Genomic DNA, 14439 nt, shown 5'->3' on the forward strand with positions numbered 1-14439 from the left:
TCTACAGTGTCCCTGCGATGAGTCAGTCAGCTGCTTCCAACCTGTCACCCGCCTTCCCGAGGCGGGCAGCGTGGGGTACCGCCGGAGCGCTGCGCGCCTGGCAGGCCGAGGCTCTCAAGGGTTATCTGGCGAGCGGGCGCCGGGACTACCTCGCGGTGGCGACCCCGGGAGCCGGCAAGACGACCTTCGCGCTGCGGGTGGCCGTCGAGCTGCTCTCCACGGGTGAGATCACCAGCGTCACGGTCGTCGCGCCCACCGAGCACCTCAAGACCCAGTGGGCCGATGCCGCGGCGCGGATCGGGATCCATCTGGACCCCAAGTTCTCCAACTCCACGGCCGTCACCTCGAGTGACTACGACGGTGTGGCCGTCACCTACGCGCAGGTGGCCTCCCGCCCTTCCGTCCACGAGAGCCGTACCCGGGCCGAGCGCACCCTCGTCATCCTCGACGAGATCCACCACGGTGGTGACAACAAGTCATGGGGTGACGGCATCCGCACAGCCTTCGAGCCGGCGATCCGACGGTTGTCCCTGACGGGGACCCCCTTCCGCTCCGACACGAATCCCATCCCCTTCGTCGGCTACGAGTACGGCGACGACGGCATCCTGCGCTCCAGCAGCGACTACACGTACGGCTACGCAGAGGCACTGCGCGACGGCGTCGTCCGACCGGTGCTCTTCATGGCCTACGGCGGGGCGATGCGGTGGCGCACCCGTGCCGGCGACGAGGTGGCCGCACGGCTCGGTGAGCCGATGACCAAGGACCTCGTCGCGCAGGCCTGGCGCACCGCGCTGGACCCCAAGGGTGAATGGATCCCGTCGGTCCTCGCTGCCGCCGACAAGCGCCTGACCGAGGTGCGCCGTGGTGTCCCCGACGCCGGTGCGATGGTCATCGCGACCAACCAGACCCAGGCTCGCGCCTACGCGCGCATCCTCACCGAGATCACGGGGGACAAGCCCACGGTCGTCCTGTCCGACGACAACGGCGCGTCGCAGAAGATCGAGGACTTCTCCGCAAGCACCTCCCGCTGGCTCGTCGCCGTGCGCATGGTGAGCGAGGGAGTCGACGTCCCTCGGCTGTGCGTCGGGGTCTACGCGACCTCGACGTCCACGCCGCTGTTCTTCGCGCAGGCCGTCGGGCGCTTCGTGCGGGCCCGTGGGCGGGGCGAGACCGCTTGCGTCTTCCTGCCGAGCGTCCCGATCATCCTCGCCCACGCCGGCACACTCGAGGAGCAGCGTGACCACGCTCTCGACCGGCCCGAGGCCCGCGAGGACGAGGCGCCCCTCTGGTCCGAGGAGGAGGGCATGCTCGCTGCCGCCAACCGGAGCGACGGCGCCAGTGATGACCTGCTCGGCTCCTTCGAGGCGCTGGAGTCCGACGCGCACTTCGACCACGTGCTCTACGACAAGCAGCAGTTCGGGCTGCACGCCGAGGTCGGGTCCGAGGACGAGCAGGACTACCTCGGTCTGCCCGGCCTTCTCGAGCCAGACCAGGTGCACGCCCTGCTCAGCGAGCGCCAGACCAAGCAGTCCAAGCGCACCGGCCGCACGCGCAAGGACGACGACGCGCCCATCGCTGCCCACCGCGCGCTGGCCGCCCAGCGCAAGGAGCTCAACAAGCTGGTCGCGGCGTATGCGACCAAGACCGGCTCTCCGCACGCCAACATCCACATGGATCTGCGGCGAGCCTGCGGTGGGCCCGAGCTCGCCCAGGCGACGAGTGAGCAGGTCACCGAGCGGATCGAGCGGATCCGGCGTTGGTTCGTGGGCAAGCGCTGATCGACCCGCCTGCACGGCTCGTGGTCATCGGCGTCTTCGTCTGTCTGCCGTCCTTCTGACAGCCACCGCTGTTCCCGATCCGGACCGGAGGGAGGCATCATGGGGGGCATGACCGTACTCGCGTGGATCCTCGTCGCACTGGCGATCCTGGTGCTCGTCCTGACGCCATTGCGTCTTCGGGGTGCCCGTGGGCAGGACGGCATGGTCGACTTCTCGGGGTGGGTGCTCAACCTGCATTCGATCACCCTCTTCGTCGGGCTCGCCCTGATCGTGCTGCGACTGCTCGGTGTGCACGAGTCCGGCTTCGCCACCTGGGTGGCGATCATCTCCCTTGTCATCGCCTCGCTCATCGGGCTCAGCTTCCTCGCCCGCTGGCGGCGCTCGAGGTCCCGTCACGCGGTCGACTTCGCCGGTGACAGCTGGACGCGTGGGCCGTGGCTCTCGCAGATCGCGCACATCGGGCTGATGATCGGCACGATCCTCTTCGCCTGGCTGCTGCTCGCCGACAAGATCTGAGGGGCCGCCCTTCGAGACGCTTGCTGCGCAAGCTCCTCAGGGACCGTTCAGGTCCGCTCCTCAGGGACCGTTCAGGTCCGCTCCTCAGGGACCGTTCAGGTCCGCTCCTCAGGGACCGTTCAGGTCCGCTCGTCAGGACCGTTCAGGTCCGCTCGTCAGGACCGTCGGCTAGTCAGACGCGGTGCGCCGCTGCCTCGACGAGCGCCCCGGTGCGCATCTCCAGGTGTGTCACCAGTGCGATCGAGGTGCTCGCCCGCACGACGTGGGTGTCGTCGATGATCGCGTCGATGACCCGGCCCAGGTCTGCGTTGTCGGTCGCGACGATCCTGATGATCAGGTCGCCCATCCCCGTCGTCGAGTGGATCTCCAGCACCTCGGGGATGGCGAGCAGGTGGTCGACGACGGCCTGATGGCCCAGTCGCTGCCGGATCTCCAAGGTGCACAGCGCCGTCACCGGGTACCCCAGCGCCGCTGGGTCCACCGTCGGCGCGAAGGAGCGGATCACTCCCTTCGTCTGCAGTCGATCGAGCCGAGCCTGCACGGTGCCGCGGGCCACGCCGAGCGCGCGGGACGCACCGAGGACACCGATCGACGGGCGATCGGAGAAGAGCGCGATGAGGCGAGCATCGAGCTCGTCGATGACCGATGGTCGCGGTTCCCTGGCATCCATAGTCATATTGTCGTTGGTCATGGCCTCTCGAAGCAACAGATTGCGCACCGTGTGCATCCCTGTCATGCGCTGTTGCACAGGCCCGCTGAGGGCAGCATCCTGACGACATGTCGAACACCGCGGTTGAACTCACCAGGCAGGAGCGCGAGGCCCAGCTCGACCTCGACCAGCTCAAGCAGCTCGTCGGGCTCGTGGCGTACGACGAGGAGGCTGACCCCTTCCCGGTGACCGGGTGGGATGCGATCGTCTTCGTCGTCGGCAACGCGACGCAGGCTGCGCAGTACTACCAGTCGACCTGGGGGATGGAGCTCGTCGGCTACTCGGGCCCGGAGAACGGCAACCGGGACCACAAGGCCTTCGTCCTGACCTCCGGCTCGATCCGCTTCGTCCTCAAGGGCGCGGTCAGCCCAGACAGCCCGCTCATCGCCCATCACACCGCGCACGGTGACGGCGTCGTCGACATCTCCCTCGAGGTGCCCGATGTCGACAAGTGCATCGCCCAAGCCAGGGCCGCCGGGGCCACGGTCGTCCAGGAGCCCGAGACGGTCTCCGACGAGTTCGGGTCGGTGCGCATCGGCGCGATCGCGACCTACGGCGAGACGCGGCACACCCTCGTGCAGCGCACCGTCGACGGGCAGACCTACGCCGGTGCCTACCTGCCCGGCTATGTCGAGCGGACGTCCACCTTCGTCAAGCGCGACGGCGCCCCGAAGCGGCTCTTCCAGGCCCTCGACCACATCGTCGGCAATGTCGAGCTCGGCAAGCTGGACGAGTGGGTCGGCTTCTACAACCGGGTCATGGGCTTCATCAACATGGCCGAGTTCGTCGGCGACGACATCGCCACCGACTACTCGGCGCTGATGTCCAAGGTCGTCGCCAACGGCAACCACCGGGTGAAGTTCCCCCTCAACGAGCCGGCGATCGCCAAGAAGCGCAGCCAGATCGACGAGTACCTGGACTTCTACGGCTGCCCGGGTGCCCAGCACCTCGCACTGGCGACGAATGACATCCTGCGCACCGTCGACGAGCTGCGCAAGGAGGGCGTCGAGTTCCTCGACACCCCGGACGCCTACTACGACGACCCCGAGATGCGAGCCCGCATCGGTGAGGTCCGTGTCCCGATCGAGGAGCTGAAGTCCCGCAAGATCCTCGTGGACCGGGACGAGGACGGATACCTGCTGCAGATCTTCACCAAGCCTCTCGGCGACCGCCCGACGGTCTTCTTCGAGATCATCGAGCGGCACGGGTCGCTGGGCTTCGGCAAGGGCAACTTCAGGGCACTCTTCGAGTCGATCGAGCGCGAGCAGGACAAGCGCGGCAACCTCTGAGCAGGTCCTGCGCAGCATGACGAAGGGGAGCGGCCCACCACGTGGTGGGCCGTTCCCCGTCGTCATGGAGCCCGGATAGGCTGAGGTGACCCTCACCAAGGAGCCGCGTGACCTGGTCCCACTTCACCTCGACCTTTGCGGGGCTCTTCGTGATCGTCATGCTCCGGGCCAATGCCACGTACTGGATCGGTCGCGGGGCGGCTGCCGGCACGCGCCGCTGGCGCCGGCTCGAGGGGGAGCCCTCGCCGGCTTGGCGACGGGCTCAGGCGCTGGTCCATCGCTGGGGGCCGCTGGCGGTCGTCGTCTGCTTCCTCACCGTGGGCATCCAGACCGCCGTCAACGCCACGGCCGGTGCCACCCGCATGCCGCTGCTCCGGTACCTCCCGGCGGTGACGCTCGGCTCGTTGCTGTGGGCGGCGCTCTACGCAAGTGTCGGTCTGGCCGCAGCGCAGGCGTGGCTCGCGGCGGCTGCGCGCTCGCCGGTGGTCGCGACGATCGTCGCCGCGCTGCTCGTCGTCGGCGTGGTCGTGCTGGTCATGCGTCGGCGTGCTCAGCGGGACGTGAGATCGTGAGCGCATGAGCACCCCCGAGCGCGCCGGTTGGTACGACGACCCGGAGGACGAGTCACTGCTGCGGTACTTCGACGGGATCATCTGGAGCGACCGCACCGTGCCGCGCCGAGCCCCCTCGGCCACGCCCTCCCTGACGCCGGACCCCACCGGTGGACCCGCCGCAGGTGTCGCGCCGCAGACGCCGACAGGAGTCGGCACCGATGTCTTCGGTCGACCGACGGGCCACAGAGCCGGGCCGGCTGCGCCGAGTCCGTACGGTGCGCCGTACGGCACTTCGCACGCCCAGGCGTCCGAGCCGACGACGACCGACGGGCAGGTCCTCGCCTCGTACGGCGCACGCGTCGGTGCGTACCTCCTCGACTCCGTCATCCTGTGGGTGCTCTACGCGCTCTTCGCCGGGTGGGCCTGGTGGCTGTGGATGAAGGACTACATGTCTTTGGCCTGGGATGCCGCGCTGACCAATCAGCCAGAGCGCGTCGAGCAGCTCACGCCGGAGCAGCTGCTCGGCATGCTGGACTGGAAGTTCTTCTTCATCGCACTGGGCATCACCCTGCTCGTGCAGGCGATCTACCAGGTCGGCTTCCTCAGCACGCGCAGCGCGACGCCGGGCAAGATGGCACTCGGGCTGTCGGTGAGGTCGGTGGACCGACCGGGCCGGCTCGGTGTGGGCACGGCCTTCATGCGCATCCTGCTGCCCTTGGCGATCGGTGTCTTCTCGGTCATCCCGCTCGTGAGCTACCTGACGTCCTTCGTCGCGATCGCCGACCTCGTGTGGCCGATCAAGGACCAGAAGCGTCAGGCACTGCACGACAAGATCGCCGGCACGCAGGTGGTCAAGGGCAAGCAGCCCCGCGCGACCCCGACAGAGAGCTGATGCGTCCGGGGGGCGCTCGACCTCAGGCCTCGGGCGCGGACAGCACCCCCAGAGCCGTCAGCTCGCCGATCGGGTCGGTGACATCGCAGCAGCCGTAGCCGGCGAACGATGCCCGCACCGCGGCGACGTCGGAGGCGGACCAGCCCCGGACGATCTGGGCGAGTGGTTCTGCCTCCCGCACCTCGAGCAGGTCCGAAACGGTGCGTTCATCGGCTCCGCCGGCACTGGCATGCACCGCGACGAGCACGTTGAGCAGGCCGTGCTGCGGCTCCCAGCCGGTGTCGACCCCGTGGTCGCCTCGCACCGCGTGGTGCAGACCTCCCGTCAGGACGAAGGGGACGTAGTGCCGCCCCGCAGCGAGGACGAAGGCCGCCAGCTCCGCGGCGTCCGGCCAGGCCCACTCGGCCGTGGCGCCGGTGCGGAACTTCGCCCGGACATCGGCGAAATCGCTCGCTGACGCGATGTCGGACAGAGCAGCGTCAGGATCGGTGCGGTCCACCTCGAGGTGGATGGGTAGGTCGCCCGGGTCGATGCTGCGCCAGCCGGTCTGCCACGCCATGTCGATCGACGTCAGGCGGGTGCGTGGCTCCTCGCGCAGGGACGCGAAGGCGGCGACGATGTCCTCGATCGCGGTCCCCGGGCGGGCGACCAGGCCGATCGCAGGGGGAGCCGGGGAGCCGGCATCGAGCGCGGCGGCGAGATCGGTGACCGCGGGCACCCCCACGAGGAAGGGCCCGACGACGTCAGCGTGGGGTCCGGACCGGTGCCGGGCGTGGGCGGACAACGCGTCGGCCATCGTCAGGGCGGCGGGCGGAAAGAGCGCCGCGTCGCCCACGAGGGAGATGAACAAGGCCGGGTGCGCGGGCCGGGGAGCGGGGTTGGGGCTGCTCGACATGGCAGGAAGGCTACCCGTCGGAGTCGGGTCCGTGGTCGCCGTGGTGGACGAGCACGGCGCGCACCAGCGCGCCCATCCGGCTGCGCTCGGGGACGAGGGGGGTGACCCCCTTCGCCAGGAGTGGTGCGGCGGTGACCGGCCCGACGGCCGCGAAGAGGACGTCCTCGTGGGACCGGCGGACGATCGCGTCCGCGACACCCACCGCTTCCGCCACGGCCCACCACGCCTCGACTGCCGGTGCTGAGGTGAAGACGACGTCGTCGATCTCACCCGCGGCCACGGCGCGGACGGAGGCGGTGACCGCGGCGGGGTCCGGTGCGGGGCCCCAGCGGTAGACGACGAAGGGAGCGACCCTCGCCCCTGCTGCGGTGAGGGCCTCGTCCAGCCCGTCGGAACCGTTGCCGTGGTGCTGGACCGCGACCACGGTGCCGGCGACACCCTCGGCGAGCAGGTGGTCGGTGATCTCGGCGGTCGTCTCCGAGGTCGCGACCCACTCCACCGCGAGCCCGGCAGCGATGAGCGCACCCTTGGCCTTGGGGCCGCGCGCGAGGATGCGGGCCGCGCCCAGCACACGACGCAGCTCCTCGCCGACCCCGGCGACGTCGGCCGCCTCGAGCCAGCCCTTCAGCCCCGTCCCCGTGGTCACCACGAGCAGGTCCGGCGGGTCGGCGAGCAGGGCGCGGGTGTCCTCGACGAGGCGCTCGTCGTCGCTGTGGTGGACGATCGACATCGCCGCCGCGTGACGGATCATGGCGCCCCGACGGGCGAAGGCCTCGGCCAGGTCGTCGCTGCGGCGATCGGCCGTGATGAGCACGGTGCGCCCGGCCATCACCGCGGGCAGCGGGGTGCTCATGCGCCGGAGCTCGCCGTGGTGGCGCCCGCGTCGAGCATCTCGGCCAGGGCGGCCTCGGTGGTCGCCGGGGCGACGCCCGCGATCGTGTCAGGGAGCAGTCGCACGGCAAAGCCCTCACGCAGGGCGTCGAGCACGGTCGCGCGCACGCAGTGGTCGGTGGCGATGCCGCCCACGTCGAGGTCGGTGATCCCACGGCCGCGTAGCCAGTCCGCGAGGCCCGTGGCGGCGTCGGAGGCCGTGCCCTCGAAGCCGCTGTACGCGGCCTCGTGCGCCCCCTTGCGGAAGACCTCGTCGACGTGGGGGAGCGCTGGTGCGAGCGAAGGGTGGAAGTCGGCTCCCGCGGTCCCGGCGGCGCAGTGCACGGGCCAGGTCGTCGTGAAGTCGGGCTCGCCGTCGCGAGCCCAGTGATCGCCCGGGTCGTGGTGCCAGTCGGCCGTCGCGACGATGGCTGCGTACTCGGCTGGCGCCCCGTCGCGGTCGGCGACGACCCGCTCGGCGGCCCGGGCGGCCACGGCAGCGCCGCCCTCGACCGCGAGGGAGCCCCCTTCGCAAAAATCGTTCTGGACGTCGACCAGGACCAGTGCGCGGCTCATGCCCTCGAGCATGGCACGACAGGCGCGGGGCAGGTCGTGGCCGTCAGTCGAAGAGGGACCAGAAGTGGTCGAAGGCGGTCGTCGTGCCCGGTGCGCCCACGGTCACCTGGGTGGCGAGGAAGGCGGCTCGTCCGGTCTGCGGATCGGCGTACCCGATGGTGCCCATGCCCCCCGCCCAGCCGACCAGGCCGCCGGGGCGGACCTCGACGTGGAGGCCCCAACCGCAGCCGGTGCCGATGAACCCCGTTGCGGTGGAGCGCTGCTCGTCGGTGAGAGCGTCGGTGCGCATCGCGGTGAGCGACTCCTGCGTGAGGACCCCGGGTCCGCCGACCAGGGACCGGAGGAAGGTCAGCTGGTCGTCCACGGTCGAGACGAGCCCGGTGGCGAGGGAGGGGAAGTCGGGCTCGGCGACGTAGGTGCCCAGCGGGAGCTCGAAGGGGGCGAGCCCTCCGGTCGACGAGGGTGCGAGCGGGGTCATCATGCGGTCCGGGTCGCCGGTGAAGGTCGTGCCCGTCAGGCCGAGCGGTCGCAGCAGGTGCTCCTCGAGCAGCTCCGGCATGGTGCGCCCGCTCGCCCTGGCGAGCAGGACGGCGAGGGCCTCGCTGCTCGTGTGGTAGCGCCAGGCCGTGCCCGGGTGGTTGGCCAGCGGGAGCCCGCCGAGCCGCGACATGAACTCGTCGGGTGACATCTGCGGCCCCCACGGACCGGGCTGCAGGCCGCGCTCGCCCATCGCCTCGGCGAGCGGACCGGGCTCGCTGACCCAGCCGAACCCGGGTGTCATCGTCAGCAGGTGGCGCAGGGTGATCGCGCGCTCCGCAGGGACGGTCGCGGTGAGGTCGGCCTCGGGGGAGACGAGCACGCGGGGCTCCGCGAGCTCGGGCAGCCACGGGTCGACGGGTTCGTCGAGGTCGATGACGCCCAGCTCGACCAGACGGAGCGCGAGGGCGCCGGCGATGGGCTTGCTGTTGGATGACAGCACGAGCTGGGTCGCGCGGGTCATCGGCGGACCGCCGACCGAGCGCGCACCGCCCACGCGGACGTCTCGGTCGGCAGCGTCGGCGAGCCCGGCGACCCACCCGGCGACCTTCCCTTCCTCGACGAGACGGTCGAGTACCGGTGCGAGGTCATCCAGCGGAGTCATCTCCCCACCGTGGCAGAGATGCCGGCTGGGGCACAGGCCTGAAGGGCAGGACGCGACCGGCCCGGGTGGGTCCGGACCCCCCTTCGGCGTGAGACTGGGGCCATGACCTCCTGCCCGATGCCCGGAGTCCCGCAACTCCACCCGACGTTGGCCCATCGCTTCAGCCCGGTCCGCTTCCGCGAGGACACGACGGTGTCGCGTGCCCAGGTCGACACGCTGCTCGACGCCGCCCGTCGTGCGCCGTCGGCAGGCAACTCCCAACCCTGGCACTTCGTCGTCGGCACGCGCGGTGACTCGGTACACCGCCGCATCGTCCCCCTTCTGGCACGCAGCTCCGCGGCCTGGGCGCCCACCGCGTCCCTGATCATGGTCAACCTCGCGGTGGTGGGCATCGAGGACGCACCGGAGTGGGAGTACTCGGAGTTCGCGCGGTACGACCTCGGCCAGGCGGTGGCGCACATGAGCATCCAGGCACTGACGATCGGGCTCGACGCGCACCAGTTCAGGGCCTTCGACCGGGAGGCCGTGGCGGTTGAGTTCAGCATCCCGGCCCATGTCGAGGTCACCTCGATGACCGCCTTCGGCGTGGCTGACCACGCGCCGGACGAGGTCCCCTCTCCGGGTACGAGCCGCGAGCGTCGCACGGTCGCCCAGGTCATCTGGGAGGAGCCGCAGGACGGTGTCCTCAGCCGGCGGTGACCTCTGCGATCTCCCTGTCCGAGCGCAGGACGCAGAAGAGATTGCCCTCCGGGTCGGCGAGCGTCACCCAGCCCGTGCCCGGCCCGTACTGCCCCCGCAGGTCGTCGTGGAGGGTCGCGCCGTGGGCGAGCAGACGGTCGACCTCCGCGGCCTGGGTCCCGTCGGTCGGCCGCAGGTCGAAGTGCATCCTGTTCTTCCCGGGCGTCGGGTCCGGGACCTCGATGAAGAGCACCCGGTGGCCGCTCTGCGGGTCCACGAGCATGCACTCCTCGTGGCCCGGCAGGTTGGGGTCGCCCGGGACGTCGGTGTAGCCGATGACCACCTTCCACCACTCGGAGAGGGCGTAGGCGCCGATGCAGTCGAGTGTGGTGTGCGAGATGCGGGAGGTCATCCCAGCACCCTCGGGCAGGCCGCGGCGCAGCGCAAGCGAGTTGTCGTCAGGCCAGGGCCAGCCGGTAGCCACGCTTGACGACGGTCTCGACGACCCGACGGTCACCGATCGCCTCGCGCAGACGGCCCACCGCCACCTCCACGGCATGCCCGTCGATGGACTGTCCCGGGAGCACGCCGAGCACCTCGGCCCGGCTGACGACGTCCCCCTTCGCCCTGACGAGCAGGTGGAGCACGGACAGGCCGCTGGGGGAGAGCGCGAGCACCTCGTCACCGAGGACCGCGGCGGTGCTGCGCAGCTGCAGCGGTCCGCCGACGGTCTCGATGGCGGTGGCCATCATCCCTTCGTAGTGACCGACGACCGCGCGCACGAGGGACCCGAGACGGCTGCGGTCGGGCAGGAGCGGAGCGATCCCCGCAGCTCGGAGGGGACGTGCCGTCACCTCGCCGATCGCCGCCACGACGAGCGTGCCGCTGCGTGCCCGCCCGATGACCGAAGGGAGCACACCGGCCTCATCGGCCGCGTCCAGCCACGCAGCCGCCGCGGGCGCGGACGTGAAGACGACGACGTCGACGTCGCCGACGGCCACCGCCTCGATCCCAAGGACGACCGCGTCGGGGTCCACCGGGGGCCCCCACCGGTACACCACCAGCGAGGCGACGTCGGCCCCAGCCGCGGCGAGGTCGACATCGAGCTCGTCGGCGCCCGCACCGTGGTGCTGGACCGCGATGCGTTGTCCCGAAACCCCTTCGGTGAGGAGCGCATCACGGATCTCGGCCGACGTCTCGGACTGGGCCACCCAGTCGGTGTCGATCCCGACGGCCTGGATCGCGCCGCGGGCCTTGGGCCCACGGGCGATGACCCGGGCCGAGGCGAGCACCTCGTGCAGCTCGTCGCCGATGCCCGCGGCATCGGCCGCCTCGACCCACCCGCGGAACCCGATGGCCGTCGTCACGACGACGACGTCCGGCGGTGACGCGACGAGCGCATGAGTCTCCCGCACGAGTTCGGCGTCCGCCGTGTGGGGAACGATCGTCAGCGCGGGCGTGTGCACGACCCTCGCTCCCCGACGCTCGAGCGCGGCGCGCAGGTCACCGGATCGCCGGTCGCTCGTGACGAGCACGACGCACCCGGCGAGCAGCTGCGGCAGGCTCATCCGCGATCGACAGCGCCCGCGGCACCACCCACGAGCACGGCTCCGTCGACGACCCGGACGGGCCAGGTGCGCAGGGCGATCGGGTCGCTGCCGGCACCGTCCAGGCACGCGCCCGTGCGCAGGTCCCAGATCTGCTTGTACATGGGCGAGACGATCGTCGGCACGTCACCCCGCGTGCCGACGAGACCACGCGCGATGATCTGCGCCCCGCTGTACGGGTCGCGGTTGTCGATGGCGTACACCTGCCCGTCGTGCGTGCGAACGATCGCTACCTGGGCACCATCGACGAGAGCGACGGAGCCCCGCTCGGGGACGAGGTCGGTCAGCGCGCACACACGGACGGCGGCGGCCTCGGGACGGGCTGTGGGTGTACTAGTCATGCTCGGACCTCCAGAGTCGTACCGGCGATGAGGACGGATCCCGAGGCGCGTTCCTGCGCGGTCGCCGGACGGGCCTGCCCGCGCTCGCCCACGTAGGCGAGGGAGTCGTCGACCGTCTCCGGCGCATTGACGAAGGGGGCGAAGCGCGCCAGCTTGTCGGGGTCGGCGAGCGTCGCGGCCCACTCGTCGCGGTAGCCGTCCACGTGGGCGGCCATCGCGGCGTCGAGGTCCTCCGCGATGCCCAGGCTGTCGTGGAGGACCACGGAATGGATCGCGTCGATCCCCCCTTCGTGCTCCTCGATCCACGGGGCGGTGCGCTGCAGGCGGTCGGCGGTGCGGACGTAGTACATGAGGAAGCGGTCGACGGTGCGCACGAGCTCGTCGGTGTCGAGGTCCTCGGCGAACAGCTGCGCATGGCGGGGGGTGAAGCCCCCGTTGCCGCCGACGTAGAGGTTCCATCCGTTGTCGGTGGCGATGATCCCGACGTCCTTGCCGCGGGCCTCGGCGCACTCACGGGCGCACCCGGAGACACCGAGCTTGATCTTGTGCGGTGAGCGCAGCCCGCGGTACCGCAGCTCGAGGTCGATCGCCAGACCCACGGAGTCCTGCACACCGAAGCGGCACCACGTGGAGCCGACGCAGGACTTCACGGTGCGCAGCGACTTGCCGTAGGCGTGCCCGGACTCGAAGCCCGCGTCGACGAGGCGCTGCCAGATCTGCGGCAGCTGGTCGATGCGCGCACCGAAGAGGTCCACGCGCTGGCCTCCGGTGATCTTCGTGTACAGACCGAAGTCCCTGGCGACCTCACCGATCGCGATGAGCCCCTCGGGGGTCACCTCGCCGCCGGGGATGCGCGGGACGACGGAGTAGGAGCCGTCCTTCTGCAGGTTGGCCATGACGAAGTCGTTGGTGTCCTGGATCGTCGCGCGCTCACCGTCGAGGATGTGCCCGGTGCCGAGCGAGGCGAGGATCGAGCCGATGACCGGCCGGCAGATGTCGCACCCGCGGCCCCTGCCGTGCCGCGCGATGATCTCGCTGAAGGTCGTGAGGCCCTGCACCCGCACGACGTCGAAGAGCTCGGCGCGGGAGAGGTCGATGTGCTCGCACAGCGCTCGGCTGACCTCGACCCCGGCAGCCTCGAGCTCGCTCGTCACGAGCTTCTTGACCAAAGGTAGGCAGGAGCCGCAGCTCGTCCCCGCCTTGGTGCAGGCCTTGACCCCGGCGAGGTCGGTGCACCCCCCTTCGCAAACGGCACGACGGATCTCGCCCGCGGTCACGTTGTTGCACGAGCAGACCGCGGCCTCGTCGGGCAGGTCGCCTGCAGGAGCGGGAGCCAGGCCCTCGGGCAGCAGGTGGGCGGCCGGGTCGCCACCGAGCTCACGACCCACCCTGGGACGCAGCGAGGAGTACGCCGAGGCGTCACCGACGAGGATGCCGCCGCGCAGCGTCCTGGCGTCGTCGCTCATGACGAGCTTCTTGTAGACGCCCGCCACCGGGTCGGAGATGACGACCTCGAGCGCTCCCGGCTCCTGGGCGAAGGCATCGCCGAAGCTCGCGACGTCGACCCCGAGGAGCTTGAGCTTCGTCGACAGGTCCGCGCCGGGGAAGGTACCTGACCCGCCGAGCAGACGGTCGGCGACGATCTCGGCCATCGTGTACCCGGGGGCGACGAGACCCAGGCACCGGCCCCCGATGCAGGCGACCTCACCGATCGCCCAGATCGCGGGATCCGCGGTGGCGCAGGCGTCGTCGACGACGACCCCGCCACGCTCGCCGACCTCGAGCCCGGCATCTCTGGCGAGCTCGTCACGCGGCCGGACCCCGACGGCGAAGATCACCACGTCGACGTCGAGCGCCGGCCCCTCACTGAACTTCATCCGCGAGACCGCGCCCCGCTCGCCGACGATCTTCGAGGTCGCGGTGGAGGTCCGAACGCTCACCCCGAGGCCCTCGATGAGTCGCTTGAGCGCCTCGCCGCCGCCGCCGTCGACCTGCAGCGGCATGAGCCGTGGGGCGAACTCGACGACCGTCGTGTCGACATCGAGCGCGCGCAGCGCACCAGCCGCTTCGAGCCCCAGGAGGCCACCTCCGACGACTGCACCACGCACCGGTCGGTCGACCTCCCCTCGGCGCTGCTCGACGAAGGCGCGCAGGTCGGCGACGTCGTCGATCGTTCGGTAGACGAAGGCTCCTCGCAGGTCCTTGCCCGGCACGGGTGGGACGGCAGCGTAGGAGCCGGTCGCGAGGACCAGCGCGTCGTAGCCCAGTACCTGGCCGGTGCTCGTCGTGACGGTCCGCGCCCCACGGTCGATCGCCTCGGCGCGTACACCGCGACGCAGCGTGACGAGCGGGTCGTCCCACAGCTCCTGCCCCCCGAGGGCCAGGTCCTCCGGCTCACGGCCGGTGAAGTAGGAGGTGAGCGCGACGCGGTCGTAGGGCGCACGGGGCTCCTCGGCGAGCAGCGTGACCGCCCAGCGGCCCTCGCCGTCACGGGCGCGCAGTGCATCGACGAGCCGGCGAGCGACCATGCCTCCGCCGATGATGACGAGGTGCTGCTGGGTGGTGGGTGCGGTGTCCTCTGGCATGTCGATCA

General features: G+C 70.9%; 15 protein-coding genes. 6 read left to right on the top strand and 9 right to left on the bottom strand.

Going from position 1 to position 14439, the window contains the following annotated elements; genetic code table 11:
- Positions 1-17 precede the first annotated feature (17 nt).
- The gene (locus ASG73_RS08845) at positions 18-1778 is read left to right on the top strand and encodes a DEAD/DEAH box helicase (protein WP_055993639.1); all 1761 of its coding nucleotides are present in this window, start codon (positions 18-20) and stop codon (positions 1776-1778) included.
- Between the two features lie 108 nt (positions 1779-1886).
- Complete coding sequence (locus ASG73_RS08850; RefSeq protein ID WP_156466223.1) at positions 1887-2294, top strand: hypothetical protein; 408 nt, start codon at positions 1887-1889, stop codon at positions 2292-2294.
- 172 nt (positions 2295-2466) lie between these two features.
- Here the strand turns inward: ASG73_RS08850 and ASG73_RS08855 are convergent, their stop codons facing one another.
- A complete protein-coding gene (locus tag ASG73_RS08855; RefSeq protein ID WP_055994496.1) occupies positions 2467-2970 on the bottom strand; it encodes an Lrp/AsnC family transcriptional regulator in 504 nt (167 codons plus the stop codon).
- Positions 2971-3071: 101 nt separating this feature from the next.
- Between ASG73_RS08855 and hppD the strand changes: the two genes are divergently transcribed.
- From hppD to ASG73_RS08870, 3 genes are all read left to right on the top strand, one after another.
- Positions 3072-4292, top strand: a complete 1221-nt coding sequence (gene hppD, locus ASG73_RS08860) for a 4-hydroxyphenylpyruvate dioxygenase (protein WP_055993644.1) — start codon at positions 3072-3074, stop codon at positions 4290-4292.
- A gap of 107 nt (positions 4293-4399) precedes the next feature.
- Positions 4400-4864 (top strand): DedA family protein, encoded by a 465-nt coding sequence (locus ASG73_RS08865; protein WP_162253972.1) that lies wholly within the window; start codon positions 4400-4402, stop codon positions 4862-4864.
- Positions 4865-4868: 4 nt separating this feature from the next.
- The gene (locus tag ASG73_RS08870) at positions 4869-5738 is read left to right on the top strand and encodes an RDD family protein (protein WP_055993647.1); all 870 of its coding nucleotides are present in this window, start codon (positions 4869-4871) and stop codon (positions 5736-5738) included.
- Positions 5739-5760: 22 nt separating this feature from the next.
- Here ASG73_RS08870 and ASG73_RS08875 read toward each other — a convergent pair whose 3' ends face one another.
- The 4 genes from ASG73_RS08875 to ASG73_RS08890 are packed head-to-tail and all read right to left on the bottom strand — an operon-like array spanning position 5761 to position 9220.
- Positions 5761-6633: a hypothetical protein gene (locus tag ASG73_RS08875; RefSeq protein WP_055993650.1), complete on the bottom strand. Its 873-nt coding sequence runs from the start codon at positions 6631-6633 to the stop codon at positions 5761-5763.
- Positions 6634-6643: 10 nt separating this feature from the next.
- Positions 6644-7486 carry a uroporphyrinogen-III synthase gene (locus ASG73_RS08880; protein WP_055993653.1) on the bottom strand — a complete coding sequence of 281 codons (843 nt, stop codon included), beginning with the start codon at positions 7484-7486 and terminating at the stop codon, positions 6644-6646.
- Complete coding sequence (locus ASG73_RS08885; RefSeq protein WP_055994502.1) at positions 7483-8079, bottom strand: isochorismatase family protein; 597 nt, start codon at positions 8077-8079, stop codon at positions 7483-7485. Before ASG73_RS08885 ends, ASG73_RS08880 begins: the two co-directional genes overlap by 4 nt.
- Positions 8080-8122: 43 nt before the next feature.
- Entirely contained in the window at positions 8123-9220 is a 1098-nt protein-coding gene (locus tag ASG73_RS08890; RefSeq protein WP_055993656.1) for a serine hydrolase domain-containing protein, read from the bottom strand.
- 102 nt (positions 9221-9322) lie between these two features.
- Between ASG73_RS08890 and ASG73_RS08895 the strand changes: the two genes are divergently transcribed.
- Positions 9323-9919: a nitroreductase family protein gene (locus tag ASG73_RS08895; RefSeq protein ID WP_055993658.1), complete on the top strand. Its 597-nt coding sequence runs from the start codon at positions 9323-9325 to the stop codon at positions 9917-9919.
- On the opposite strand, the gene ASG73_RS08900 is transcribed toward ASG73_RS08895, so the two are convergent.
- Genes ASG73_RS08900 through nirB form a run of 4 tightly spaced genes read right to left on the bottom strand, consistent with a single transcriptional unit; the run spans position 9906 to position 14431 of the window.
- Positions 9906-10310, bottom strand: a complete 405-nt coding sequence (locus ASG73_RS08900; RefSeq protein WP_055994504.1) for a VOC family protein — start codon at positions 10308-10310, stop codon at positions 9906-9908. The two genes, ASG73_RS08895 and ASG73_RS08900, sit on opposite strands and share 14 nt — an antisense overlap.
- 46 nt (positions 10311-10356) lie before the next feature.
- Complete coding sequence (locus ASG73_RS08905; protein WP_055993661.1) at positions 10357-11466, bottom strand: uroporphyrinogen-III synthase; 1110 nt, start codon at positions 11464-11466, stop codon at positions 10357-10359.
- Positions 11463-11846 carry a nitrite reductase small subunit NirD gene (gene nirD, locus ASG73_RS08910; RefSeq protein WP_055993664.1) on the bottom strand — a complete coding sequence of 128 codons (384 nt, stop codon included), beginning with the start codon at positions 11844-11846 and terminating at the stop codon, positions 11463-11465. The genes ASG73_RS08905 and nirD overlap by 4 nt, the downstream gene beginning before the upstream one ends.
- Positions 11843-14431 (bottom strand): nitrite reductase large subunit NirB, encoded by a 2589-nt coding sequence (nirB, locus tag ASG73_RS08915; protein WP_055994507.1) that lies wholly within the window; start codon positions 14429-14431, stop codon positions 11843-11845. The genes nirD and nirB overlap by 4 nt, the downstream gene beginning before the upstream one ends.
- Positions 14432-14439 lie beyond the last annotated feature (8 nt).

It is taken from the genome of Janibacter sp. Soil728 (assembly GCF_001428305.1).
In the GTDB taxonomy this organism is placed as follows: domain Bacteria; phylum Actinomycetota; class Actinomycetes; order Actinomycetales; family Dermatophilaceae; genus Janibacter.

Coding starts and splice junctions, on each gene's coding strand:
- ASG73_RS08845 (WP_055993639.1), top strand. CDS start 18: ATGAGTCAGTCAGCTGCTTCCAACCTGTCACCCGCCTTCCCGAGGCGG.
- ASG73_RS08850 (WP_156466223.1), top strand. CDS start 1,887: ATGACCGTACTCGCGTGGATCCTCGTCGCACTGGCGATCCTGGTGCTC.
- ASG73_RS08855 (WP_055994496.1), bottom strand. CDS start 2,970: ATGACTATGGATGCCAGGGAACCGCGACCATCGGTCATCGACGAGCTC.
- hppD (WP_055993644.1), top strand. CDS start 3,072: ATGTCGAACACCGCGGTTGAACTCACCAGGCAGGAGCGCGAGGCCCAG.
- ASG73_RS08870 (WP_055993647.1), top strand. CDS start 4,869: ATGAGCACCCCCGAGCGCGCCGGTTGGTACGACGACCCGGAGGACGAG.
- ASG73_RS08875 (WP_055993650.1), bottom strand. CDS start 6,633: ATGTCGAGCAGCCCCAACCCCGCTCCCCGGCCCGCGCACCCGGCCTTG.
- ASG73_RS08880 (WP_055993653.1), bottom strand. CDS start 7,486: ATGAGCACCCCGCTGCCCGCGGTGATGGCCGGGCGCACCGTGCTCATC.
- ASG73_RS08885 (WP_055994502.1), bottom strand. CDS start 8,079: ATGAGCCGCGCACTGGTCCTGGTCGACGTCCAGAACGATTTTTGCGAA.
- ASG73_RS08890 (WP_055993656.1), bottom strand. CDS start 9,220: ATGACTCCGCTGGATGACCTCGCACCGGTACTCGACCGTCTCGTCGAG.
- ASG73_RS08895 (WP_055993658.1), top strand. CDS start 9,323: ATGACCTCCTGCCCGATGCCCGGAGTCCCGCAACTCCACCCGACGTTG.
- ASG73_RS08900 (WP_055994504.1), bottom strand. CDS start 10,310: ATGACCTCCCGCATCTCGCACACCACACTCGACTGCATCGGCGCCTAC.
- ASG73_RS08905 (WP_055993661.1), bottom strand. CDS start 11,466: ATGAGCCTGCCGCAGCTGCTCGCCGGGTGCGTCGTGCTCGTCACGAGC.
- nirD (WP_055993664.1), bottom strand. CDS start 11,846: ATGACTAGTACACCCACAGCCCGTCCCGAGGCCGCCGCCGTCCGTGTG.
- nirB (WP_055994507.1), bottom strand. CDS start 14,431: ATGCCAGAGGACACCGCACCCACCACCCAGCAGCACCTCGTCATCATC.